The sequence below is a fragment of the Ensifer sp. Root142 genome, from assembly GCF_001426785.1.
GTDB classification, from domain to species: Bacteria; Pseudomonadota; Alphaproteobacteria; order Rhizobiales; family Rhizobiaceae; genus Ensifer; species Ensifer canadensis.
In genome coordinates this window covers 86,905-103,909 of record NZ_LMFK01000044.1, presented here as the reverse complement: position 1 = coordinate 103,909, position 17,005 = coordinate 86,905, and the positions used below count along the sequence as shown (strand labels likewise).

The 17,005-nt window shown below is 61.5% G+C and carries 19 protein-coding genes; 6 read left to right on the top strand and 13 right to left on the bottom strand.

What is annotated here, in order from left to right; all coding sequences use genetic code 11:
• The first annotated feature begins 5 nt into the window (after positions 1–5).
• Positions 6–311 carry a DUF1127 domain-containing protein gene (locus ASD52_RS40670; RefSeq protein ID WP_038576122.1) on the top strand — a complete coding sequence of 102 codons (306 nt, stop codon included), beginning with the start codon at positions 6–8 and terminating at the stop codon, positions 309–311.
• Between the two features lie 140 nt (positions 312–451).
• Here the strand turns inward: ASD52_RS40670 and ASD52_RS29065 are convergent, their stop codons facing one another.
• From ASD52_RS29065 to purC, 4 genes are all read right to left on the bottom strand, one after another.
• Positions 452–859, bottom strand: a complete 408-nt coding sequence (locus ASD52_RS29065; protein ID WP_025427154.1) for a hypothetical protein — start codon at positions 857–859, stop codon at positions 452–454.
• Between the two features lie 55 nt (positions 860–914).
• Complete coding sequence (gene purQ / locus ASD52_RS29060; protein ID WP_025427153.1) at positions 915–1,586, bottom strand: phosphoribosylformylglycinamidine synthase subunit PurQ; 672 nt, start codon at positions 1,584–1,586, stop codon at positions 915–917.
• A gap of 269 nt (positions 1,587–1,855) precedes the next feature.
• Entirely contained in the window at positions 1,856–2,098 is a 243-nt protein-coding gene (purS, locus tag ASD52_RS29055; protein ID WP_025427152.1) for a phosphoribosylformylglycinamidine synthase subunit PurS, read from the bottom strand.
• Between the two features lie 32 nt (positions 2,099–2,130).
• Positions 2,131–2,895 (bottom strand): phosphoribosylaminoimidazolesuccinocarboxamide synthase, encoded by a 765-nt coding sequence (gene purC / locus ASD52_RS29050; protein ID WP_025427151.1) that lies wholly within the window; start codon positions 2,893–2,895, stop codon positions 2,131–2,133.
• Positions 2,896–3,230: 335 nt separating this feature from the next.
• Between purC and ASD52_RS29045 the strand changes: the two genes are divergently transcribed.
• Positions 3,231–3,545 (top strand): ATPase inhibitor subunit zeta, encoded by a 315-nt coding sequence (locus ASD52_RS29045; protein ID WP_025427150.1) that lies wholly within the window; start codon positions 3,231–3,233, stop codon positions 3,543–3,545.
• Between the two features lie 57 nt (positions 3,546–3,602).
• Here the strand turns inward: ASD52_RS29045 and ASD52_RS29040 are convergent, their stop codons facing one another.
• Positions 3,603–6,155, bottom strand: a complete 2,553-nt coding sequence (locus ASD52_RS29040) for an EAL domain-containing protein (RefSeq protein ID WP_051509167.1) — start codon at positions 6,153–6,155, stop codon at positions 3,603–3,605.
• A 91-nt stretch (positions 6,156–6,246) separates the two neighbouring features.
• The gene (locus ASD52_RS29035; RefSeq protein ID WP_025427148.1) at positions 6,247–6,801 is read right to left on the bottom strand and encodes an alpha/beta hydrolase; all 555 of its coding nucleotides are present in this window, start codon (positions 6,799–6,801) and stop codon (positions 6,247–6,249) included.
• Positions 6,802–6,962: 161 nt separating this feature from the next.
• Between ASD52_RS29035 and ASD52_RS29030 the strand changes: the two genes are divergently transcribed.
• Positions 6,963–7,781, top strand: coding sequence for a DUF2189 domain-containing protein (locus ASD52_RS29030; protein WP_057208670.1), 819 nt, complete (start codon positions 6,963–6,965; stop codon positions 7,779–7,781).
• Between the two features lie 58 nt (positions 7,782–7,839).
• On the opposite strand, the gene ASD52_RS29025 is transcribed toward ASD52_RS29030, so the two are convergent.
• The 7 genes from ASD52_RS29025 to ASD52_RS28995 all read right to left on the bottom strand — a co-directional run bounded on the left by ASD52_RS29025 (position 7,840) and on the right by ASD52_RS28995 (position 13,883).
• A complete protein-coding gene (locus tag ASD52_RS29025; RefSeq protein ID WP_025427146.1) occupies positions 7,840–8,145 on the bottom strand; it encodes a PilZ domain-containing protein in 306 nt (101 codons plus the stop codon).
• A gap of 229 nt (positions 8,146–8,374) precedes the next feature.
• The gene (gene purB / locus ASD52_RS29020; protein ID WP_025427145.1) at positions 8,375–9,676 is read right to left on the bottom strand and encodes an adenylosuccinate lyase; all 1,302 of its coding nucleotides are present in this window, start codon (positions 9,674–9,676) and stop codon (positions 8,375–8,377) included.
• Positions 9,677–9,745: 69 nt separating this feature from the next.
• Positions 9,746–10,300, bottom strand: a complete 555-nt coding sequence (locus tag ASD52_RS29015) for a hypothetical protein (protein WP_051509166.1) — start codon at positions 10,298–10,300, stop codon at positions 9,746–9,748.
• On the bottom strand, positions 10,297–11,040 hold the full coding sequence (locus ASD52_RS29010) for a DUF2259 domain-containing protein (protein WP_025427143.1): 744 nt from the start codon (positions 11,038–11,040) through the stop codon (positions 10,297–10,299). Before ASD52_RS29010 ends, ASD52_RS29015 begins: the two co-directional genes overlap by 4 nt.
• Positions 11,040–11,714, bottom strand: a complete 675-nt coding sequence (gene rpe / locus ASD52_RS29005) for a ribulose-phosphate 3-epimerase (RefSeq protein WP_025427142.1) — start codon at positions 11,712–11,714, stop codon at positions 11,040–11,042. The genes ASD52_RS29010 and rpe overlap by 1 nt, the downstream gene beginning before the upstream one ends.
• A 76-nt stretch (positions 11,715–11,790) precedes the next feature.
• Positions 11,791–12,798: a P1 family peptidase gene (locus ASD52_RS29000; protein ID WP_025427141.1), complete on the bottom strand. Its 1,008-nt coding sequence runs from the start codon at positions 12,796–12,798 to the stop codon at positions 11,791–11,793.
• A complete protein-coding gene (locus tag ASD52_RS28995; protein WP_025427140.1) occupies positions 12,795–13,883 on the bottom strand; it encodes a branched-chain amino acid ABC transporter substrate-binding protein in 1,089 nt (362 codons plus the stop codon). The genes ASD52_RS29000 and ASD52_RS28995 overlap by 4 nt, the downstream gene beginning before the upstream one ends.
• A 339-nt stretch (positions 13,884–14,222) precedes the next feature.
• On the opposite strand from ASD52_RS28995, the gene ASD52_RS28990 reads away from it, so the two are divergent.
• From ASD52_RS28990 to ASD52_RS28980, 3 genes are all read left to right on the top strand, one after another.
• Entirely contained in the window at positions 14,223–14,672 is a 450-nt protein-coding gene (locus ASD52_RS28990) for a flavin reductase family protein (RefSeq protein WP_081788855.1), read from the top strand.
• A 122-nt stretch (positions 14,673–14,794) separates the two neighbouring features.
• Positions 14,795–15,724 carry a MoxR family ATPase gene (locus tag ASD52_RS28985; RefSeq protein ID WP_025427138.1) on the top strand — a complete coding sequence of 310 codons (930 nt, stop codon included), beginning with the start codon at positions 14,795–14,797 and terminating at the stop codon, positions 15,722–15,724.
• A 2-nt stretch (positions 15,725–15,726) separates the two neighbouring features.
• Positions 15,727–17,004 carry a VWA domain-containing protein gene (locus ASD52_RS28980; protein ID WP_057214329.1) on the top strand — a complete coding sequence of 426 codons (1,278 nt, stop codon included), beginning with the start codon at positions 15,727–15,729 and terminating at the stop codon, positions 17,002–17,004.
• Position 17,005 lies beyond the last annotated feature (1 nt).

Genomic DNA, 17,005 nt, shown 5'->3' with positions numbered 1-17,005 from the left:
GAAATATGTCAATTATCACCAATGCAATGATAGCAATCGATGCATTGGAGCCTACAATGAGTACAATTGATACAATTTGCTCGGCAGTCGTGAAAAAGGCCCCTCGCGCGCGTCGCAAGATCGGGTTTGATGTCGAAATCTCGGGGAGTGCTAAGAACGCGCTTCAACGTCTCTGGCGGCTCTATTGTTTCCTGGCCGCCAAGAGACGCAGCCGGTTAGCTCTCGAAGAGATGAGCGATTGGCAACTGATCGATATCGGGGTCTGCGAGAAGGATGCCCGGCGGGAATCGTCCGTTGCGTTCTGGCGTTAACGGGCATCACACAAAGCGTGCGGTGGTTTTGCGATAGCGGCATGCGAACAAAGCGCCGTATGCCCTAGAGATTGCGACGCGCATCAGCGAACGCTGAGGGCACCAGCCAACAGCGTCCGAACTCTCAACCGGTGCCTGGATTAATTGCAGCCCTGGCCGCCAGCGGCCCAACGCCGGATATCTGCACTCATGCGGGTGGCGACCGGTTCGCTCATGAGCGGTCCGAACGCCTGCAACCGCGCCGGCTGGCCTTCCGCCTGGATGACGGCAAGCGGCCGTGCTTCCGGCGACTTGCGCGGCACGATCAGGATGCGGGGACGTCCGGAGAAGGAATTGAGTTCAGGGGCAAGCCGGTAGTTCTTGAAGGCAGCATCGCCCGATTTGAACCAGCAGCTGTTGGCGCCGAGCGCCACGCGTTCCATTGTCGGCAGGGCTGCCGAGCTTGCCGTCGGCGCCGGCGGGCGCGATGTTTGGCAGGACGCCAGAAGCGTCAGGGCGAACGCCGCGCAAGCAGGGCCGGTCAGGCGTCTAGAAAACATGGAAGGCATCGACGGTCTCGCTTGCGTTACGGGGATGGTCGGATGCCTTCTATCAGCGCGACGGTTAAGCGGCGATTACTTCGAGAGCCGAAGCGAAGATGCCGCGACCATCGGCGCCGCCATGAGCCGCCTCGATCAGGTTTTCCGGATGCGGCATCATGCCGAGCACGTTGCCGGCCGTGTTCATCACGCCGGCAATATCGCCCATCGAGCCATTCGGATTGGTGCCTTCGGCGTAGCGGAACACGACCTGGCCGTTGCCTTCGATCGTCTTCAGGGTCTCCGCGTCGGCGAAGTAGTTGCCGTCGTGGTGCGCAACCGGGCTGCGGATGATCTGTCCCTTGGAATAGGCGCGGGTAAAGTCGGTGTCGGCGTTGACGACTTCGAGCTTGACCTCGCGGCAGACGAACTTGAGCGATGCGTTGCGCATCAGCGCGCCCGGGAGCAGACCGGCCTCGACCAGGATCTGGAAACCGTTGCAGACGCCGAGGACCTTCACGCCCTTTTCGGCCTTCGCCTTGATCGCCTGCATGACCGGCATGCGCGCGGCAATCGCGCCGCAGCGCAGATAGTCACCGTAGGAGAAACCGCCGGGGATGACGATCAGGTCGACATCAGGGATCTCCGTTTCGGTCTGCCAGACGGTTACGGGCGCCTTGCCGGAGATCTTGGTGAGGGCAGCGATCATGTCGCGATCGCGGTTGAGGCCTGGAAGCTGGACGACGGCTGACTTCATGGTGCGGTTCAAACCCTGCCTGCGCCTCTTGAAGCTCATGCAATTCGAGGCGGTTTCCGATGCGGCCGAAGCGCAATTTGACGCGCTCGGGCCGATATTGGATGCACTGCGCATCCTGCTATTTCGAAACCATCGAGCCGCGGACAGTATGCCCCTTCGATGTCGTTTCGGCTGATCTGCGTGAGGATGGCCCATGTCAGATGGGCCTCCTCATTATTTCCAGATCACGCCGGCCTTCACGTCAGGCCATCCGCGGCACTCCGCCGCCATCAGGCGAGGGAGATGGTGTAGTTTTCAATCACTGTGTTGGCGAGCAGCTTTTCGCACATCGCCTTGAGGTCGGCCTCGGCCTTGGCTTTGTCGCCGGTTTCGATCTGTAGATCGAAGACCTTGCCCTGGCGGACCTGGCCGATGCCGTCGAAGCCGAGTGCGCCGAGCGCACCTTCAATTGCCTTGCCCTGCGGATCGAGAACGCCATTCTTCAGCGTCACGGTTACACGTGCCTTGATCACTTTCACTTTCCCCGAACTAACTTGACCAGAAATTACTTGACCAGAACGGGGCCGGTGCCGCGCACAGGCTCGTTCTCGTTCATGATGCCGAGACGGCGAGCCACTTCCTGATAGGCCTCGACCAGCCCGCCCAAATCACGGCGGAAGCGGTCCTTGTCGAGCTTTTCCTTGGTCTCGATGTCCCACAGACGGCAGCTATCCGGCGAAATCTCGTCCGCCAGGATGATGCGCATCATGTCGCCTTCGAACAGGCGGCCACACTCGATCTTGAAATCGACGAGCTGGATGCCGACGCCGAGGAACAGGCCGGTCAGGAAGTCGTTGATGCGGATGGCAAGCGCCATGACGTCATCGAGTTCCTGCGGGCTTGCCCAACCGAATGCGGTGATGTGCTCTTCGGAGACCATCGGGTCATCAAGAGCATCGGCCTTGTAGTAGAATTCGATGATCGAGCGGGGGAGGACGGTGCCTTCCTCGATGCCGAGGCGCTTTGCCAGCGAGCCGGCAGCAACGTTGCGCACGACGATCTCAAGGGGGATGATCTCGACTTCCTTGATCAACTGCTCGCGCATGTTCAGGCGGCGAATGAAGTGCGTCGGAATGCCGATACGGTTCAGATGCGTGAAGATATACTCGGAAATCCGGTTGTTCAGCACACCCTTGCCGTCGATGACGTCATGCTTTTTCTTGTTGAAGGCGGTCGCGTCGTCCTTGAAAAACTGGATCAGCGTGCCCGGCTCGGGACCCTCATAGAGGATCTTTGCCTTGCCCTCGTAGATACGGCGGCGACGATTCATGGATATTGTCTCTGTGGTTGTTGGCGCACTTGGGTCGCGCTAGTGGAGTCTTCTCACGGCGTCCATAGCTGAAAAGAACGCGTTTCACAATCGGCGTATCTTCCCTTCCCCTGATTTACCTAAAGCGTGTCGCAACCTTTCAGATTCGCTCCTTGCGCATCCGTTCTTTGGTTTTTCGCATGCCGTTGTCGCAAAACCGCTGCGCACTTTTGCGCGACATGCTTACGGTACCACGAAAGTCACGAAACGAGAAAACTTCGCATTGCACTTTGACCACTGTTTTGGTTTATGGCCATAACTATTTCCGGCATGGAATTCTCACGGGAGATCAATTGATGACGACGATGCAGGATCGCGAAAAGGCCTTCGAAGCAAAGTTTGCGCTGGACGAGGAACTGAGGTTCAAGTCTGAGGCGCGCCGCAACAAGCTTCTTGGTCTCTGGGCTGCCGGCTTGCTCGGCAAGAGCGACCCAGAGGCCTATGCGAAGGAAGTCGTTGTGGCCGATTTCGAAGAGGCCGGCCACGAGGACGTTGTGCGCAAGATCAAGGCCGATTTCGACGCTGCCGGCGTTGCCCAGAGCGAAGAGCAGATCCGTGTGCGCATGCTCGAGCTTCTCGGCGTCGCCATCGAGCAAGTCCAGAGCAGCTGATCTTCGAGGCTATCATACGCCCATGATATCGCCGCTCGGCCTCAGTTCGGGCGGTTTTTATTTGACCGCCTTGTAGCGACGCCCTTTTTCCGGCGGCGCATCCGCGTTCGGTGACAGTTTCCAGCCGCTCTTGATGCGCTGTTCGAAATCGAGGCGGCTCATCGGCTTTGCCAGGGCGTAGCCCTGCAGAATATCACAGCCAAGCTCCCTCAGTATCGCCGCGTGCTCCCACGTTTCCACACCTTCGGCCACCACCTTGATATTGAGCGAATGCCCGATGTCGATGATGGCACGAACGAGCTTTGCCTGCTTGGCGCTTTCGTTGATCGGCCCCACCAGCGCCCGGTCGATCTTCAGGCGGGCCGGGTTCAGGTTGAGCAGGCCGATAATCGAGGCATGGCCGGTGCCGAAGTCGTCAATTTCGATCTCGATACCGAGCGTGTTGAGCGCGGCGATCGTCGCGGCAATCTCGTCTTCGAGATCGTCAAGAAAGATGGATTCCAAGAGCTCGAAAGACATGACACCAGGCGGGATGTTCATGGCGCGAAGGTCTGAAATCAGGCTCGGGTCCCGCAGTCTGCGCGAGGAGACATTGACCGAGATCTTGGGGACGGTCAGACCGGCACGCCCCCAGGCCGCAAAATCGGCATAGGCCATCTCGACGATGTTCCTGTCGATCGCGGGCAGGGCGTTGATCTCTTCAGCTACCTTCAGAAAGTGGCTCGGAGGAAGAATTCCGCGTTCCGGGTGGTCCCATCGCACCAGAGTTTCGACGCCGGTGAGCTCCAGCGAGTGGGCGTCGAACTGCGGCTGATAGTAGGGCACGAACTGGCCTTCTTCGATCGCCTGACGGATATCGTCGCCGGTGCGTTTGGCGCTGAGGATCTGGTTCTGGATCTGCTCGGAAAACACCTCGAAGCGATCGCGGCCGAGGCTCTTGGCCCGGTAGAGCGCGATATCTGCATTCATCAGCAGTTGCTTGGGATCCGTCTCGACCTCGCCCCTCCAGGCAATGCCGATGCTGGCCCCGAGCCGGCAAAGCTGGCCGTCATAGGGAATGGGCCGGCGGAAGGCATGGACGATGCGGGCGGCCAGATCTCCAAGCTCGTCCATCCCGCGGCCGCGCCGACAGAGGATCACGAATTCGTCGCCGCCGATGCGGGCGATGAAATCGTCCTGGTCGGCATGAGACCGCAGGATTGCGGCTGCATGGGTCAGCATCGCATCGCCGGCCTGATGCCCGAGCGTGTCGTTGATCTGCTTGAAGCGATCAAGATCGAGGTGGAGGATAGCGTTGAGCGTCGGATCGTCCGCCAGTATCTGGTCGAGATAGCGCCTGTTCGGCAGGTCCGTCAGGTAGTCGTGCAACGCGTTGTATTCGATACGGATGCGCGCTTCCTCAAGCTCGCGGTTGCGGGCCTCGGTTGCGGCCTTGGCCTTGCGCAGTTCCTCCTGCAGCGCGATGTCTTCGGTTACGTCCCAGTTCGCGCCGATCAGTTTGCGGGTGCCATCGCGGTCGACATAGAACGCCGTGTTGGCGCGAATGTGCCGGATTTCTCCATTCGCCAGGACGATGCGGAACGCATTGGTGAAGGGTGCACCCGCGGCGACGCCGTCATTGACGCGGGCGATCGCCTTTTCGCGGTCGTCGGGGTGGAGCATATCTTCCCAACTGCGGCCGCTGGGCGCGCCGGCTTTGGGGTCAAGCCCATAAATACCGAGGATACGTTCGTCCCAAAGCGTCTCCTGGGTTTCAAGGTTATGGTCGAAGACCCCGATCTTCGATACGTCGAGGGCAAGTCTCAGGCGCCGCGAGATTTCCTCCAGCCGCGCCTCGGCCTCCTTGCGCGGCGTAATGTCGGTGTCGGTGCCGATGATGCGAGTGGGCTTGCCGTCCGGCCCATAGGCGACGGATGCGCCGCGGCTTTCGATCCAGACCCAGTGTCCGTCCGCATGGCGTTCGCGGTACTGGAAGGTGTTGTACGTGACCTCTCCAGAATCCTGGCGTCCGATCGAGGCCATGACATGCGCGCGGTCGTCCGGATGCACATTCTCGATCCAGCGATCGAGCGCGCCATCGACCTCGGCGTCATCAGCCAGACCACGCAGGCGCTTCCAGGTGGCGGAATAGAAGAGGTTTCCGGTCGAAAAATCGTGATCCCAGACGCCTTCAAGTGCGCTTTCCAGCGCATACTTCCACCGCGTCTCGTCGTTGCGAAGCCCCGCGATCTCGGCGATCAAGTGGTCGACCGGCAGCATCAGCAGCATGCGACCGTCCGCCATTGCATAGGAGGTGCAGACCACCGAAACGATATCGGCTGCTCCATGCAAGCGGATCGTCTGGGCGGACGCGGAAGATCGCACCGTCCCGGTCGGCCTCAGCAGGTGATGGTCGTCGGGGTGAACAAGGTCACGAAGAGAACGGTTGAGCAACTCTGCCGGCGGAAGACGCAGAAGCTCGCTGGCATAGGGGTTTACCGAAACGATTGACGCTTGTTCATTGAAAACGAGCGCCGCCACCGGCAGCTGGTCCAGCGCCGCTTGCGTCACGATATTCAGCTTCGCCGGCGCGCGGCGTTCGCTCCTGATGGGATCTTTCGGTCCGGTCACGTATCCCACGATCCAGCATTTGTTGCCGGCAGATGATGATCGCGGACCATGAACTTCGGATTAATGCCGAGTCGTCTTATTCGCAGTGCGATCAGGGTTGGAGGCGGCTGAGGAACTGCGCAAAGACCATCGTGCCTTCCGGCCAGGGGCCATGCCCGGACTCGGTGTTGAGGTGGCCGGATTCCCCCGCATCCACCAACAGCGAGCCCCAGGACTTGGCGATTTCGTCGGCATGCTCATAGGAGCCGAACGGATCGTTGCGGCTTGCGATCAACAGCGACGGGAACGGCAGCGGATCGCGGGGATAGGGGCCGAATGTCATGAGATGCTTCGGACGGATCGCGGCATTGGCCACGTCAGGCGGAGCCACCAGGAAGGCGCCGGCGATCTTCTTTTCGATGTGGGGCAGGGCATGGACCGCGGTCGCGACGCCGAGGGAGTGGGCGACGATGACCACCGGCTTTTCAGCGGCATTGACCTCCTCGACCATGCGCGCCACCCAATCCTCGCGCACGGGCTTGGCCCATTCGGCCTGCTCCACGCGGCGGGCGGTGGACATTTTTCTCTCCCAGCGTGACTGCCAATGGTCAGGGCCGGAGTTGGTGTAGCCGGGAACGATGAGGATATGGGCGTCGGAAAGTTTCATAATGGCCGCGATGTGGCGTCGAAAATCGTCGAAGTCAAGGCGTAGGCGACAGAGGCATCATTTTATGTATAATCGACACTGCAGGTCGCGGTCGATGCGGCTCGAGTTTTGCCGTTGTCGCTGGTCCGGGACCGCTCTGTAGTGGTTGAGGAGTGTGAGCCATGACAACATTCCATGTTCTGTCGGGACCGGACGCCAGCGTCGCCCATCCCGGAATAAAAAAGATCGGCCTGGCTGACGTGATGGACGCGTTGCGCCTCGGGTTCAACGACTTTCGCGAAAAGCCGTCTCACTATGTTTTTCTCTGCTTGATCTACCCCATCGCCGGTGCCGTGCTCATGACGTGGAGCGCGGGCGCCAACATGCTGCCGCTGCTCTATCCGCTCGCGTCCGGCTTTGCCCTTATCGGGCCGGTCGCCGCCATCGGACTCTATGAAATCAGCAGGCGCCGCGAACTTGGCATGGACACGTCCTGGCCTCACGCCTTCCGCCTGCATCGATCTCCGGCACTGCCCTCGATCGTGGCTGTCGCAGCGATGCTATTCGTCATCTTCATTGCCTGGCTCCTGGTGGCACAGGCGCTCTATATCAGGATCTTCGGCGCCGAACCGCCGGCATCGATCGCCGCCTTCTGGAACGGCATCGTCAACACGGAGCAGGGCTGGAACCTGATCCTGGTCGGCAACGCCGTCGGGTTCGTCTTCGCCGCGATCGTGCTGTCGATCAGCGTAGTGTCGTTCCCGTTGCTGATCGATCGTGACGTCGGTGCTGTGGCTGCCGTCGAAACCTCGATACGCGCAACTCTCGTCAATCCCATCCCGGTTGCCTTCTGGGGGCTGATCGTTGCGGCCGGCCTGCTGATCGGGTCGATCCCGGTCTTCGTCGGCCTTGCCGTCATCATGCCGATCCTCGGTCACGCGACATGGCACATGTATCGCAAGATGGTTGAGCCCGGTGCTCGCAGCAGCCGTATGCGATAACGACAAAACGGCCAGCCTCCCGGAGGCTGGCCGCTTCCTCCTGTGAGGATCGTCCGACCTACTTGAAAAATTTGTAGTAGGACGAAATCTGGGCGGCGGTGTTGGACGAAAGATTGAGCTTGATGCCGATCTTGTCACCGCGATACCAGCGGACCATGCCGGTCAGAAATCCGAGTTCTTCGCTGCGGATCGTCACTTCCTGTCCGGTGCGTGCATTGATGTCGAAATAGAGCTGAAAGCAGATGCCTTCTGCGGAAAGATCCGTAACGATGCCGTTGCTCGCACCCGTCTTGCAGGTCACCGTTCCGGTAATCTTCGTCTGCGTGCGCGCTGCCGTGCGCTGAACACTGTCCTTGTAGGCCATGTGAACCCTCGATCTGAATTGATCAGCCTCGATCATCTCACGCAAAGATTGAATTCCTCGCTAACAAAAATGCCCGCATTCGAGCAAACTGCATCAAATGCGGGCATAATAGCGCAATACCACAGAAACGTGCTTCGCTCTGACACGAACCGGGCGGCTATCGCGCCCGGCCCTTATTGCTTGCGCATGTCGTTATCGCAAAAGCGCTACGCACTTTTGCGCGGCGGCGTCAGCCAAAGACCCGGCCGAAAATCGTGTCGACGTGCTTGGTGTGGTAGCCGAGATCGAACTTTTCGCGGATGTCGGCTTCCGACAGGGCCGCGCGAACCTCCGTGTCGGCAAGCAACTCCTCAAGGAAGTCCTTGCCCTCTTCCCAGACCTTCATCGCATTGCGCTGAACGAGGCGATAGGCGTCCTCACGCGAAACACCGGCCTGCGTCAGAGCGAGCAGGACACGCTGCGAGTGAACGAGACCGCGGAACTTGTTCATGTTCTTGGTCATGTTGTCGGGATAGACGAGCAACTTGTCGATCACGTTGGTCAGGCGGGCAAGCGCGAAGTCGAGCGTCACCGTCGCATCAGGGCCGATCATGCGCTCGACCGAGGAATGCGAGATATCGCGCTCGTGCCAGAGGGCTACGTTCTCCATCGCCGGAATGGCGAAGGCGCGAACCATGCGGGCAAGACCCGTGAGGTTCTCCGTCAGCACCGGGTTGCGCTTGTGCGGCATGGCCGACGAGCCCTTCTGTCCCGGCGAGAAGTATTCTTCCGCTTCCAGGACTTCGGTGCGCTGTAGGTGGCGGATTTCGGTTGCCAGCCGCTCGATCGACGAGGCGACGACGCCAAGAGTGGCGAAATACATCGCATGGCGGTCGCGCGGAATGACCTGGGTGGAAACCGGCTCCGGCTTCAGGCCAAGCGCCTTGGCGACGTGTTCCTCGACGCGCGGGTCGATATTGGCGAAGGTGCCGACGGCGCCGGAGATGGCGCAGGTCGCGACTTCTTCACGGGCCGCGATAAGGCGCTGCTTGCAGCGATCGAACTCGGCATAGGCAAGCGCCAGCTTGACGCCGAAGGTCGTCGGTTCGGCATGAATGCCGTGCGAGCGGCCGATCGTCACCGTATCCTTGTGCTCAAAGGCGCGGCGCTTCAGTGCTTCGAGCAGCTTGTCGATATCAGCAAGCAAAAGGTCGGTTGCGCGCACGAGCTGTACGTTGAAGCAGGTGTCGAGCACGTCGGAGGATGTCATGCCCTGGTGGATGAAGCGGCTGTCGGGGCCGACGAACTCTGCCAGATGCGTCAGGAACGCGATGACGTCATGCTTGGTGACGGCCTCGATTTCGTCGATCCGGTCGACGTCGAATTTGGCGGCGCCGCCTTTTTCCCAGATCGTCTTTGCGGCATCCTTCGGGATCACGCCGATTTCGGCCAGCGCATCGCAGGCATGGGCCTCGATCTCGAACCAGATGCGGAACTTGGTTTCCGGCGACCAGATGGCCACCATTTCCGGTCGGGAATAACGGGGGATCATGGGCTCTCAGCTTTCGTCATCAGTGGAGGATGGCTGTGCCTCTAGCAAAGATGCCCGACAAGCTCAACGTTATTGACGGCCTCGCGAACCTGCAAGCCACAGGCTGGCGGCCAGAAGTGCGGCGCCGCCAACCGGAAGATAGAGCCGAACGCCCAGCACAAGGAACTGGTAGAAGGCGACAAGCGAGGTAAAGGCGAACTGGTAGAACCAGGTCCGGGTACCGGTATTGGCATGCCAGCGGGCGTAAAAGACGCGATAGTCGAGTGCGAAGAGCATTGCCGTCACGGCGATCGTGCCGAGCGAAAGGCAGAGCAGATAGGCCGCAAACCGCGTCTCGGCAGGGCGGCCAAGCGTAGAAAACCGTGCGAGGAACAGGGCAGCTGGCCAGGCCAGCATGCCGCCCAGACCATACATCACCAGCAGTTCCACCAGGTGGAAGGTCAGGGCGCCCTCGCGCAGCCAGAGCGCGACCCAGGCGGAAGCGACCATCACCAGCCCCCAGGCTGGCGTGCCGAAGACAAGTTCCGCCGCGGACGGAAACGCCCGCAGGAATCGCGAGCGCTTGAGGGAGGGCGCGGAAGCATATGCTGATTTCACTTCCGCCCCGGCGCCCGTTTCGTTCATTTTGCGATCCGCGTCGGAACCGCAATCCATCGTCCGTCAGTCGTGCCCTCGAACCCGAGCGATTTGACGAGCACCATCACAACGTGGGTTTGCGTGCCGTCGTCATTCATGTGCGTTACCGCACCGCCGATGCGATAGCCCGTCGGGCAACGGCGGCTTTCCGGCACACGGGTATCGTCCTGCAGCACGTCGCTTGCAGGCTTGCCCGCCTTCATCGTCATCGACAGGCGGAAGCCTTTGACCTCCTTCAGGAAGTCCTTGCAGAGCCCACCTGGTTCGAAGCTCTTTTCTTCGAGCGTCAGGCCGTAGGTCTGGCGGAAGGCATCGTCGGCGGCAAAGGCATCGTAAGTGAGGGCCAATGGCGTTGCATTGGCTTCGGTAATCGGATTGTAGGCCGCCAGCAATCCCGGCGCCTCGGCAAGCCTGTAGGCGTCGATCAGCGGAGCGGCGCGCCGATGCGCCTCATGTCTCATCCGGTGCAGGGGGGCGCCATCTTCGCGACCGACTGCGCGCACCGGCGCACCCGGCAGAAAAGTGTCGTTGCGGGTATCGATGACGTAGATCGTGGAATAGGGAAAACCCGAGCCGTCCTGGACACCGTATTCCTCGAACGCAAAGACATATCCATCGGAGGAAAAGCCGATCGGCTGGAATGCGGCATAGTCACCCGCCGATGCCTGCGAGGCGACAAATGTCACCGCCAGGAGGAGGAGCCCTGGCGCTGCCGGGCGCGAGATCATCAGCGGGCCTGTTCGGCAGGCGCTCGGATCGCCTGGATGGCGGAGCGATAGGCATCGACCCAACCACCCTTGAAGATCGCCGAACCGGCGACCAGCACGTTTGCGCCGGCGCCGGCTGCAATCGCCGCCGTTTCAGGCGCAATGCCGCCGTCGACTTCGATCTCGATCGGCCGGTCGCCGATCATCGCCTTGATCCGGCGGATCTTTTCCGCGGTCGCGTCGATGAACTTCTGGCCGCCGAAGCCCGGGTTGACCGTCATCACCAGCACCAGATCGACGGTGTCGAGCACATATTCGATGGCGCTTTCGGGTGTTGCCGGGTTGAGCGAGACGCCGGCCTTCTTGCCGAGCGACCGGACAGTCTGCAGCGAGCGGTGCAGGTGCGGCCCGGCTTCGGCGTGAACCGTCAGGATATCGCAGCCGGCCTTTGCGAAGGCTTCGAGAAAGCCGTCGGCGGGCGAGATCATCAGATGGCAGTCGAAGGTCGCTTCGGTGTAGGGGCGCAGCGACTTGATCACGTCGGGCCCAAACGTGATGTTCGGGACGAAATGGCCGTCCATGACATCGAGATGGATCCAATCCGCGCCGGCATCGACGACATCGCGGACTTCCTGTCCGAGCTTCGAGAAATCGGCCGCCAGGATCGACGGGGCAATGCGGATGGGATGGGTCATGAGAAGGCTCCGGCTGTTTCCCGCGCAATAGCACTCCGCAGCCGCGCAAACAACATGCGCTGGTGCTAATCGCGCCTTAGCCGCGGCTCGACCATGACGGCAAGGGATCGTTTTCGGCAGGTGTGGCGTCGTGGACGCCGCGGGCGATCGCGCGCGCCATCGTCGCGGCGGCGGCAGCACCCAGATCGAGGAAGTCTGCGAGCTCCAGCGTCCGGCCGCTTGCGCCGGTGGCAAGGGCGAAAATGAGGTCGCCGTCGAGCGGCGTGTGCGCCGGCCATATTGCCCGCGAGAAGCCATCATGCGCGGCGATCGCCAGGCGCTTGGCCTCGGCCTTGGTCAACACCGCATCTGTGGCGATGACCGCAATCGTGGTGTTGGCGGCGGCCGACAAATTTGCGCCCATTTTCGTGCGGACCTCGGATGCATTCGCCGGCATGGGGTGGGGAAGGCCGAGCCCACCGAACTCGTCCTGTTTCTCGTGAGGGGCGGCCCAGAAGTGCCGGGTGCTGCCGACAGTCGCAGAACCCAAAGCATTGACGGCCACGAGCGCGCCGACGGTAATGCCGTTCGGCAGCACGATTGAGGCGGAGCCAAGGCCACCCTTGAAGGTCGCGGTCAAGGCGCCAGTGCCGGCGCCGACCGAGCCGGTGGCAAAATCAGCGTCAGCCTTTTGTACAGCCTCATACCCAAGTTCGCGGTAGGGCGGAAACTGCCCCCAATCCTTGTCGCCGCCATTGATCAGGTCGAACAGGATGGCGGTCGGGACGATCGGCACACGGTGCGGGCCGATCACAAACCCACGTCCCATTTCCCTCAGCGCCGCCTGCGCCCCGGAGGCGGCATCCAGCCCAAACGCTGACCCGCCGGACAGAATGATACCATCGACTGTCTGCACGGTGTTGTGCGGTTCGAGAAGATCCGTTTCGCGCGTGCCGGGCGCGCCGCCGAGCACCTGGACGGCGGCCGTTGCCGGTGGATCGCAGACGATGGCGGTCACGCCCGATTTCAAGCGATGATCTTCGGCATTGCCGACAGAAAGGCCGGCGACGTCGGTGATAAGGTTGCGTGGACCAGGCAGCATCATTGCACTCCGGCGGCGTCGGCAACCGGCACGAAGCGGCCGCTCTGCCATTGCATCAAGCGATAGGGGTTGCCGGCGCGTTCATGCCCCGCATTGAAAGCAATCGGCCCAAGAACCGTCTGGTATGGGCCTTTGAGCAGCGCCTCCGTCAACGGCTTTTCATCCTTCTCAGCCTGATCCTTGGCCTGCTCGAGAACAGACATGGCGCCGAATGCCTGGAGCACATAGCCATCGGGCTCGATGCCGGCGGCACGCATGGCCTCGGCTATGGGCTTGCCTTCGGGCGACCGCGCCGCATCGGGCAACGTCAGCGCCAGGACACCGTCGGTGAGCGGCACGGCAACGTCGGCTGCATTCAGCGTGTCACCGCCGAGCAAGGTGAGGTTCGCGCCTTCCTCCTGCGCGTCGCGCGCGATCACGGCAGTATCCTGCCGGTCGCCGCCGGTGAAAACGTGGGTGGAGCCGCTCTTGACGAGCCGTCGTACGAGATTGATCTGCTGCTCCTGGGCGGGGCGATAAGTGTCGGTAAAGACCGGGGTCAATCCGATTTCGCCGAGCGCTGCGCGCACGCTCTCGACCAGTTCGCGGCTATGGATCGTGCCGTCGTCGATCAAGGCGATCGGCTTGTCCTTCCAACGCGCGGTGATCGCAGCAACGACGGCTGCCGATTCGGCCTTGCCACTCGGCGCCAGGCGGAACAGCGGCCAATGCTTCTTGAGTACGTCTTCCATCAGGATGTCGGACCGTACGCTCAACGTCACCGCCGGTATATTGGCCTCGGCGAGGGCGGGCAGTGTCGCGTCGAGGCTCTCGACGCAGAGGAAGCCGATGGCCGCCTCTGCAGCTGCTGCCACAAGCGCCTTGGTCAGCGCTTCTGCACCGGCCGCGTCGCATGTTTCCGGGATGACGACGATTTCGCTGCCGCGATCGCCGGCCTGGAAAGAGGCGCCATCGATGATCTGTTTGCCGAGAAGGGCAAATGGCCCTTCAACGGGGGCAACGACCGCGACCTTGACGCCGGCAGCGGCGGCAGGTGCGGCTTGCGCCATTCCCGCTACGATGAGGCTCAAAACGATCGATCGAAGCATGCAATTCCCCGCTACTGCATAATTCCCAAGCTCGGATTGGTTTCAAGGAAAGATTATGCAGCGAGTCCAAAAATGCTACCGCAATCCTTGGCATGAACTCAATCACCCGCAGCGCTGTAGTGGCCGCATGTTTTAAGGATGTGGCCACCGGCGTCAAAGGAAAAGATGCGAGTGGAAACAACGGGCATCCGATCCGCGCCATGGCCATGTCGCGGATCTGAAAGAATCTCCAGCCGGCGGGTTTCATAATTTACGCCAGCGTCTATATGTGCCTGACCTCGCCCGGAGAGAGATGTGTTGGAGAGAACCCGACTGGACCCGATAAGTTATCGCGACGCCATGAGCCGCCTGGCCGGCCACGTGCAGCTCATCACCGCTGCCAATGGCGGCGAGCGCCGCGGCGTCACGGTCACTGCTTCCTGCTCGGTTTCCGACAGTCCGCCGACCGTTCTCGTTTGCCTGAACGGCGCCAACCCGCGCAACGACATCTTCGTGCGCGGCGACAGCTTTGCGCTGAACCTGCTCGGTGACGAACACCGTGCGCTCGCCCACGCCTTTTCCGGCCGTGACCAGCTCGACATGGATCGTCGCTTTGCGCTTGGCCAATGGAGGCAGCTGGCAACCGGTTCGCCGATCCTCGTCAATGCGACGGCCGCGTTCGATTGCCGGCTGATCGAGGTCAAGACCATTGCGACGCATCTGGTGCTGTTCGGCGAGGTCGTGGACGTCGCGCTTGGCCCGCCGCGCCCGCCGCTCATTTATGTAGACCGCGGATATCACTCGCTGTAGGTTTTCACGAGGCGTAATTCACTCTCTGCGCTTGATTGAGAAAACGCCTGCAACTTACTGATATAAAGGCATTACTTCAACCGAAATAGCTTACAACTGAAACTGGCCGTGGCGGAGGATGCATGACGGCACCGGCGACAGGCGTATTGCCCCAATCCATCGATGAAACGATGGCGATGCTGGAGGCACAGGATTATCTCGCCGGCACGGCGCTTGCGACCGTGCTGTTTCTCGCGTTGCGGATGAAACGCCCGCTCTTTCTCGAGGGCGAGGCCGGTGTCGGCAAGACCGAGATTGCCAAGGTGCTGGCTCGTGCCCTCGATCGGCCCTTGATCCGCCTGCAGTGCTACGAGGGGCTCGACGTCGCCTCTGCCGTCTATGAGTGGAACTACCCTGCGCAGATGCTGGAGATCCGGTTGTCGGAAGCGGCCGGAGCGGTCGACCGACGCAGGGTCGAAAGCGACATCTTCTCCGAACGATTTCTCATTCGACGCCCGGTACTTCAGGCGATTTCCGCTGAGAACGGGCGGGCGCCGGTGTTCCTGATCGACGAACTCGATCGCACGGATGAAGCCTTCGAAGCGTTCCTGCTCGAAGTCCTCTCGGATTTCCAGGTCACGATTCCTGAACTCGGCACCATCCGTGCCATTGAGCCGCCTATCGTCATCATCACCACCAATCGCACGCGCGAGATCCACGACGCCTTGAAGCGGCGCTGCCTCTATCATTGGGTCGACTATCCGAAGGCAACACAGGAACTCGAAATCATCCGCCGCAAGGTTCCGGGCTGCAACGCCGCCCTGTCGCGCGAAATCATCGCCTATGTGCAGCGGCTTCGCACCATCGATCTCTTCAAGAACCCGGGTGTCGCCGAAACGATCGACTGGGCAACGGCCCTGACCGAGCTCGACCGGCTCGCGCTCGACCCCGAAACGATCGCCGATACGCTCGGCACCTTGCTCAAATACCAGGACGACATCGCCAGGATCGACGGAGCCGAGGGGCGCAGGCTGCTCGCCGAGGTCAAGGCCGAACTGCTGGCGGCTGGTTGACGATGGAGCCGGGAGAACATCCGCCTGATGGTGCCATTCTCCCGCCGATCCTGCCCGGCGATGGAAGGCTGGCTGACAACATCGTGTACTTTGCCCGCGCCCTGCGACGCGCCGGGATAAAGATCGGACCCGGGGCGGTGGCCGACGCCATCGGCGCGGTGGCCCTGATCGGCATCGGCGCCCGCGAGGAGTTCTACGCCGCCCTTCAGTGCATCTTCGTCAAGCGCCACGAGGATCAGCCCGTGTTCGAAGAGGCTTTTCGCCTGTTCTGGCGCTCGCGCGGCCTCGTCGAGAAAATGATTGCGATGATGTCTCCGCTCGCGCCGCAACGCGAGAGCGAGCGCCAGCGCCGACGGGCCGGCGAGACGCGCGTTAGCGACGCACTGATGTCCGGCCACGATGACACCCGGCCGCCACGTGACGAACCCGAGATCGAGGTCGATGCGCGCTATACGGTCTCGGGCCAGGAGCTGTTCCGCAAAGCCGATTTCGCCCAGATGACGGCTGCCGAGATCACCGAAGCGAGGCGGGCGCTATCGGCTTTGGTGCTGCCACTCGATCGGGTGCGTACGCGTCGATACCGGCCTTCGGCGCGGCAGATCCGGATCGATCCGCGCGCGACGATGCGCGATGCGATGCGCTTCGGCGGCGAACTGATCTTGCCGCGCTTTCGCGAACGGCGTCTCGTTCATCCGCCGCTGGTCGTGCTTGCCGATATTTCCGGCTCGATGAGCCAATACACCCGCATCTTTCTACACTTTCTCCATGCCTTGAGCGAAAAGCGCCAGCGCGTTCACACCTTCCTCTTCGGCACGCGGCTGACCAATGTTTCTCGACCGATGCGAAACCGCGACCCGGATGTCGCGCTCGACGAATGCCTATCCGCGGTCAAGGACTGGTCGGGTGGCACGCGCATCGGCGAAACTTTGCATGAGTTCAACCGACGCTGGTCGCGGCGCGTCCTGGGGCAGGGCGCCATCGTGCTCTTGATTACTGACGGGCTCGAGCGGGACGATACGACAGAGCTTGAGCAGGAGATCGATCGTCTGCATCGATCCTGCCGTCGGTTGATCTGGCTTAATCCGCTGTTGCGGTTCGACGGCTTCGAGGCGCGGGCGCGCGGCGTCAAGGCGATGCTGCCGCATGTTGACGAATTCCGTGCCGTGCACAATCTTGAGTCCGTGGGCGAGCTAGTCAGATCGCTGTCGGGTCAAAGGTCCGGAGAGGCCGACCCTCGACGGTTCATGAGCGAGCATCGCGCCGTGCTGGGAGGCAAGTAAA